At 51.9% G+C, this 7617-nt stretch carries 6 protein-coding genes; all 6 read left to right on the top strand.

The annotated features are described in order from the left end of the window. Positions 1-144 precede the first annotated feature (144 nt). Positions 145-1281, top strand: coding sequence for an alanine--glyoxylate aminotransferase family protein (locus E3J62_00735; protein ID TET47673.1), 1137 nt, complete (start codon positions 145-147; stop codon positions 1279-1281). An 81-nt stretch (positions 1282-1362) separates the two neighbouring features. Then, the gene (locus tag E3J62_00730; GenBank protein TET47672.1) at positions 1363-2271 is read left to right on the top strand and encodes a 3-phosphoglycerate dehydrogenase; all 909 of its coding nucleotides are present in this window, start codon (positions 1363-1365) and stop codon (positions 2269-2271) included. A gap of 12 nt (positions 2272-2283) precedes the next feature. Next, the gene (locus E3J62_00725; GenBank protein ID TET47671.1) at positions 2284-3588 is read left to right on the top strand and encodes a DUF1015 domain-containing protein; all 1305 of its coding nucleotides are present in this window, start codon (positions 2284-2286) and stop codon (positions 3586-3588) included. 232 nt (positions 3589-3820) lie between these two features. Further along, entirely contained in the window at positions 3821-5395 is a 1575-nt protein-coding gene (secD, locus tag E3J62_00720) for a protein translocase subunit SecD (protein TET47670.1), read from the top strand. Between the two features lie 11 nt (positions 5396-5406). Then, positions 5407-6732 carry a protein translocase subunit SecF gene (gene secF / locus E3J62_00715; protein TET47669.1) on the top strand — a complete coding sequence of 442 codons (1326 nt, stop codon included), beginning with the start codon at positions 5407-5409 and terminating at the stop codon, positions 6730-6732. Positions 6733-6934: 202 nt separating this feature from the next. Further along, entirely contained in the window at positions 6935-7165 is a 231-nt protein-coding gene (locus E3J62_00710; GenBank protein ID TET47668.1) for a DNA-directed RNA polymerase subunit omega, read from the top strand. The last annotated feature ends 452 nt before the right edge of the window (positions 7166-7617 follow it).

Below are 7617 nucleotides of genomic sequence, written 5' to 3'. Positions count from 1 at the left end.
AAACTAACATTTTCACTTAGTAATAAAAGCTATCATTTCGACATAGTAACCACAATTTCACAAATTGGGGTTGACATCACAGGTGGGTTTACATAAGATATTAGTCCTTTTCGGCAAAGAACTTAAGAACAACAGGGGGGTCACATGCAAAAGATATTTCTCTTGACGCCGGGTCCGACCAGCGTGCCGCCAGAGGTGCTTTCTGCTCAGGCAAGGCCCATTATCCACCACAGGACCAAGGAGTTCGAAGCATTGTTCAAGCGGGTCGCAGAGGATCTGAAGATCGTCTTCAAAACGAAGAATCCTGTCCTGATCTTTTGCTCATCGGGGAGCGGCGCGATGGAGGCGTCAATAGCCAACCTGCTTTCTGCCGGCGACAAGGCTCTAGTAGTGAAGGGCGGGAAGTTCGGAGAGAGATGGGAAGGGATGTGCAAGGCCTTCGGCGTAAACGTCGTACCCATCGAACTCGAATGGGGAGATGCTGTCGACCCCGCGGTCGTAAAGTCTCATCTGGACAAGGACAAAGACATAAAGGCGGTATTCACGACCCTTTGTGAGACTTCAACAGGTGTAGTCACTGATATCGAGGCCATCGGCAACATAGTGAAGGACACGCCTGCTGTTCTGGTGGTGGATGCGATAAGCGGGCTCGGCGCCTGCGACATGCAAACCGACAACTGGCACGTCGATGTTTGTGTGAGCGGTTCTCAGAAAGGCCTTATGATCCCCCCGGGGCTTGCGTTTGAATCCATCAGTGATAAGGCCCTCAAGATGAGTGAATCATCCACGCTACCCAAGTACTATTATAGATGGAAGGCCTACTTCAAATCGCTCGAAAAGAACCAGACCCCCTGGACTCCTGCGGTCTCGCTGATTGTGGGGCTCGCCGAAGCCCTGGAGCGGATGAAGAAAGAAGGGATGGACAACGTCATTGCGCGCCACGCGAAACTCGCCGACGCGACTAGGGCCGCGGCAAAGGCCCTTGGGCTGGAACTCTTCTCGAAGAGGCCCGCGGATGCAGTCACGGCGATAAAGGTCCCGGACGGGGTAGATGGAAAAGAACTGAAGAACACTCTCGACCGTAAGTATGACATCAAGGTGGCAGGGGGACAGGCTCATCTTAAGGGGAAGATAATAAGGATAGCCCATCTGGGTTATGCCAACTACACGGACGTACTGGTTGGGATCTCCGCCCTTGAGATGTCACTTGTGGATTTAGGATACAAGGTGGAGCTGGGTAAAGGCGTGAGGGCTGCTGAGGAGATTCTCCACGTCTCATAGGTGCCCCGCTCTCACCAGTTGTGCATGGACGCGCCGGGGCGGATGTTGCCCCGGCAATCTTTCTAAGAGGAGGTTCTAAAGATGAAAGTCATCGTCACAGATCCTGTGGCTGAAAAGGCTATCCAGTCTATGAAGGACGCTGGCCTTGATGTCGACGTGAAGACTGGTCTCACGCCTGAGCAGCTTCTTGACGCAGTGAAAGGGTATGAGGTAATGGTTGTGAGGAGTGCTACAAAGGTTACGGATAAAGTGATTGATTCTATGGATAAAATGAAACTGATCGTCAGAGGCGGGGTTGGACTCGACAATATAGATAGAGAAGCTGCCAAGAAGAAGGGGATTGAGGTGACCAACACACCAGAGGCCTCTTCCATTTCTGTGGCCGAGCTTGCCGTGGGACACATGCTCTCTCTGTGCAGGCACATCCCACGGGGTACTTATGGGATGAAAGAAGGCAAGTGGGAGAAGAAGCAGTTGAAAGGCTGCGAGGTCTTTGGGAAGACACTCGGTTTGCTTGGCATTGGCAGGATAGGGAAAGAGACGGCAAAGAGAGCGCTGGGACTCGGCATGAAAGTGATCGCCTACGATCCGTATGTGAAGTCTGTGGAAGGAGTAGATGCGAAACTGGTAGGCTTGGATGAACTTCTTTCTCAGTCCGACTTCATCAGCCTTCATCTTCCGAGAACGGATGAGACCGCGCACATGCTTTCGAAGCCTCAATTTGAGAAGATGAAGGACGGTGTGAGGATCGTAAACTGTGCAAGAGGAGGTATCTTGGACGAGGAGGCTCTCTATGACGCCCTCGGGTCGGGCAAGGTTGCCGGCGCGGCCATAGATGTCTTCGAAAAAGAACCTGCAACGGACAGCAAGCTGTTTACTCTCGACAATGTGATTACCACTCCGCACATAGGCGCATCGACACGTGAAGGACAGGGGAGAGTCGGGACTGCCGTGGCAGACAAGATCGTAAACTGGGCCAAGAACGCGTGATAGAGGTATCGCATGGCTGAAGTTAGGGCTTTCAAAGGGGTAAGATACAATCTATCCAAGGTGGGTAAGCTGGATGACGTTGTCAGTCAGCCCTATGACAAGATAACCGACTCAATGAGAGAAGACTATTACGCCAAGTCTGAGTACAACATTGTGAGGATAATAAAAGGAAAGCCAGAACCGGGCGATTCGGATACGGGCAACGTCTACACCCGGGCCAGGCGTTATCTGGACAGATGGCTGGATGAGAAGATTCTGATACAGGACAGTAAGCCGGCACTTTATATCTATCACCAGGAGTTTGAAGCCCCGGAGCTAGGCAGTAAGACGAGAAAAGGGTTCATCTGCAAGCAATGGATCGTCCCCCCTTTTCTGGGAACTGTTCGTCCGCACGAGAGGACTCTGTCAAAGCCGAAGGAGGACAGGCTGAACCTCATGCGTGCGACCGCAACCAATTTTGGACAGATATTCCTGCTCTATCCAGACGAGAAGAACTCGGTCTATCAGATGTTGGAACCGTTTGCACAGGGTCAGCCCGAGATGGAGGCGCTTGAGGAGGGGGGTGTCAAGCACAGGGTATGGACAGTACACGATGGGGAGACGATAGCCAGAGTTACTGAAGCGATGAAGGATAAGAGCCTCTACATAGCTGATGGCCACCACAGGTTCGAGACCGCTCTTGACTACCTCGAGGAACGGATGATGGCTGCCGGTGCCTCCGACACGGGTGAGGAGCCCTACAATTTCAGGATGGTCACACTGGTAGGGATGGAGGACCCCGGGCTCTTCATACTGCCCACCCACCGTTTAATACATAGTCTCAGAGACTTCAGTCTGGATCGATTCTTGGAAGGATGTTCAAACTACTTCGACCTGAAGCCTGCCAGCACCCTGGCCAGCGCACTGGAAGAGATGAAAAAAGCAGGAGAAGGTCACGCCCTCGGTCTTTACGCAGGAGGCGAGTACCGGGTCTTGACTTCGAAAAAGGGGTCTGGCTGGGAGAAAATGCTGCCCGCAAGCAGGTCGGCGGAATGGAAGGGGCTTGACGTTGTCATACTCCATGAGGTGGTGATTCAAGAGTTGCTCGGGATATCCGAGGAGAAAGTTGTAACTCAGGAGAATATCCGATATCTCAGAGACCCTCAGGCCGGCATCAAGGCTGTTGATTCAGGTGATGCTCAGTTATTGCTCTTGATGAATCCGACGAAGGTTTCTCAAGTGAAGGCAGTGGCGTCCAAGATGGAGAAAATGCCACAGAAGTCGACTGACTTCTTTCCGAAGCTGATATCGGGACTCGTGATGAATCCACTTACCTAGAGACATCGAAATTCGAAGATCGAAAATCGACGCCGGAGATTGCTTCGACTCGCTCCGCGAGTCTCGCAATGACAGTCCGTTTTTTTTGCGCTGTGCCACTGTGGGTCATTCGTCTTTGATTTTCTATTTTTGGAATTTCGAAGGTGTCGTGCGTGGGAGGGTGATTTTGCGCTTGACATAAGGGAATACGAGTTCTATATTTGGCCTAACTTTTTCTGAAAGGCCACTTGATATGAGACGCGGACTGAGATGGAGAATACTGATAGTTTTTATGGCCATCGGCCTGGCCGGATGGCAGTTCAGTTATACTGTAAGGCTGGGACGGCTGACTCCTGAGCAGAAGCTGACGATGACCGAAGAGGAGATGAAGCAGCTGAACAAGAAGGCCCTGCATCTGGGGCTTGACCTTCAGGGCGGAATGCATCTCGTGCTTGAGGTTGATAAGTCAAAGTTGTCTCCGGATGAGGCCAAAGACGCCACAAACAGAGTTCTCGAAGTCTTGAGAAACAGAATTGACCAGTTCGGGGTTTTCGAACCTACCATTCAGAAGCAGGGGACCGACAGAATAGCAGTTCAGCTTCCTGGTGTTCTGGACAGGCAAAGGGCCAAGGATGTTATCGGGAAGACTGCACAACTCGAGTTCAGACTTGTCGAGAGCGCTCTGAAGACGCAGCGTCTTCTTGAAGCCATAGATAGAGTGGTCATGAGCGCGGAGAGTGTGGCGGTCGAAGATACCCTCGACTATACTGTGCGTCCGCTTCTATCTTTGATCAGAAGGCACAGGGCAGATTTTGTGGTAGATGATAGATACAGATCGACCTTCAACAAATATACGAGCCTGCCAGAGGCTGCCAGGCTGATGCCAGAAGGGCAGGAGTTCCTCTGGGGTCAAGAGACCTACATAGAGGGCCGCAAGTTCAGGCCCATCTATTTGGTGAGAAAAGATCCCGAGCTGACTGGCGCAGCCATAGTAGACGCAGAGGTTGGTATAGGCAGTTCTGACAATCCCAATGAGGTGAGGGTGGACCTGACCATGACAAGGCAGGCGAGGGCCAAGTGGGCCGCCATTACCGGTGGAAATGTGGGAAGACGGCTGGCCATTGTTCTGGACAGGATTGTGCAGTCGGCTCCTGTCATCAGAGAAAGGATAGCCAGCGGGAGGTCTCAGATCGAGATGGGATTGTCCCCGCTTGAAGAGGCGAAAGACCTTGCCATTGTACTTAGAGCTGGTGCCCTGCCCGCTCCAGTCAAGGTGATAGAGGAGAGGTCGGTCGGGCCTTCGCTGGGCGCAGACTCCATAAGGAGTGGGGTGCGGAGTCTGGTCATAGGCGGGGTTGTGGTGCTGCTCTTCATGCTCGTCTACTATAGCGTCAGCGGTTTTGTGGCCGGCATTGCTCTGGTCCTGAACCTTGTATTTGTGCTAGCCGTACTTTCAGGGTTCAGGGCAAGTCTGAGTCTACCCGGCATGGCCGGGCTAGTTCTTACGATTGGGATGTCGGTCGATGCCAATGTTCTAATATTTGAGAGGATACGAGAGGAGCTTCTCGCCGGAAAGACCGTAAGGGCAGCTATCGATAACGGCTATTCAAAAGCATTCAGAACCATTCTTGATGCAAACATGACAACTCTCCTGGCTGCGGTGATTCTCTGGATATTCGGAACCAGGTTCGCGATGGGCCCGGTAACCGGCTTCGCGGTGACGCTTTCTATTGGCATTGTGTGCAGTTTCTTCACCGCGATTGTTGTGACCAGGGTCATATTCGATGTGGCAACCTTGAAGCGCCAGCCTAAGAAGCTCTTGATATAAGTGGAGGCAACGTGCTGAGGATTTTCAAGAAGCCGGAGATTGACTTCATTGGGTTCAGAAAGCATGCGTTCATAGTATCTGGAACGCTCATTGTTATTGGTCTCATCTCTTTGATAGTGCGTGGAGGCCCGAACTACGGGATTGATTTCACTGGCGGATCGCTCATCCAGGTTCACTTTGACAAACCCATCAAGACAGATGAGATCCGTTCATCCCTCGCAAAAATAGGAATGTCAAAGGCTGTCATACAGAGGTTTGGAACTGCCAGCGATTTCCTCATCACCACCAAGGGTGAGATTGGCATAGATAGCACAGGGCCCGAAATACTGTCCGTGGAGATAGACCCAAACCCGACTGCCGGGGCTGCTCTGGTAACTGTGAAGACAACTGTGAGCGATGAGTACACGGGAGGTTCTATTGTCATGGTTGTGGAGATGTCGGTGGACTCTGCCGTGGCACCGGGAGAGGGAACTGTCATGAGCGCAGTTGACTTCTTCGATTCGCGGCGCGAGGCCGCCAGCTCTACCCTGCCCATAGAATGGAAGCCGGGGGAAACCCACACCATATATGTGAGGGCCGAGGACTCAAAAGGCAACTGGGGAGATACAGGGTCTGCGAAGTTGTACGTGACGGCGAAAGGGGTGACCAGCACGCCCGGCGAGCTGAAAGAGGAGGCTGTTCCACCGGGTCGCAGTGAGGCGAGAGATGCGGGTCTAGGTCTCGGTATGGGTCAGTATGTGGCTGAGAAGCTCAGAGCTGATTTTCCGGACAACGCCCCAAGAGTTGACAGGGAGGAGCTTGTCGGGCCAAGGGTGAGCAAAGGTCTCCAGGGCAAGGCGGCCATTGCACTGGCAGTTGGCATGCTAGCCATACTCGTCTATGTCGGTTTCAGGTTCACCTTAAGATTCGGCGTGGGTGCAGTCATCGCTCTTTTTCACGATGTGCTCATAACTATTGGTATATTCTCTATCTTCAACAGAGAGATTACGATCCCTATAATCGCCGCTCTCCTCACTATCGTTGGATATTCCATTAACGACTCTATTGTCGTCTCGGACAGGATAAGGGAGAATCTCCGCACAATGAGAAAAACCAAGTTCGAGGTGCTTGTCAACAGGAGCATCAATCAGACTCTGTCCAGAACCATCGTCACTTCATTGACCACCATGCTCGTCCTTGTCGGCCTCCTCATTTTTGGTGGACCTGTGCTCAGAGATTTCGCTCTTGCTCTTCTAATTGGCGTAGTAGTCGGAACCTATTCCTCCATATTCGTGGTGGCACCTGTTGTCATCGAGTGGGAGCGGCTAAGCCCCAGCAAGAAGATAATGATGCGCTAATATTATCGTAGATCTGAGATCTAGGGTCGAAGATCTCGCCTACGCCTATTTGTGCCTCGCGCTTTGTCCTTTGCACTGTGAGTGTCTGCGTTTCCTCTAACCTAGTTCGGCACCGTGAGGATTGATCGGGAGGTCTTTTTTCCCTTGACAACTCCGTGTTTTTGCATATATTTGCGGAAAGGTCTTTGAGGAAAGGGAGAAGATGGTAGGGGAACTTAACGTTGACGTTACTGGAGGTTTACGAGAAGTCCTTTCAAGGGTAAAAATGGGAATAGAGATTAACAGGTACGAGTTTTCGGTTGCGGTCGCAAAGAGAGCCCGTGAGATTCACGAGTTGACAGCTGATAGTGAGAGAAAAACCCGCCAGAGGTCTCTGCGCGCCGCTCTCGAAGATATTGTCACGGGCGCTGCCAGGATAGAGAAAGAGAAGTAGTCGCCTCCCGCCAAAGAGCCGACATACTTGACACGAAATTACGAAACTACGAAATTGAATGCATTATCACCCTCTCCCTTACCCCCTTCGACTGCGCCAGACTACACCCCGACATCGAAAGTCGAAAACGAAAAAGGGCCATGCCATCGTCAGATGACATGAGTCATTTTTCGTCCTGCTTAGTCTTTCTTGCCGAGACGAAGACGAGGCTTAGAAAGACTTAGTCCTGAGGCGGCGCCGAAGGGAGCAGCCGTAGGGTGTCGAAGGGTTTACTTGCTGTGAAAGTCACAAGCAAAGCGTACTGAGCTTGTTACAGAGAGTTAATCCCGAGTTGAATCGAGGGGAGCGAAGTCCCGAGCAGTAGTCGAGGAACGAAGGCGAAGGATCTGCTTGAGATAGATTGATAATCATATAAAAGGCACCTCGGTATACCAGAAGGTTCTGGTATACTG

The sequence above is a fragment of the candidate division TA06 bacterium genome, from assembly GCA_004376575.1.
Classification (GTDB): Bacteria; Hydrothermota; DG-26; order E44-bin18; family E44-bin18; genus E44-bin18.
Note: the sequence above shows the minus strand (reverse complement) of the source record. Positions and strands in the feature narration are given on the sequence as shown.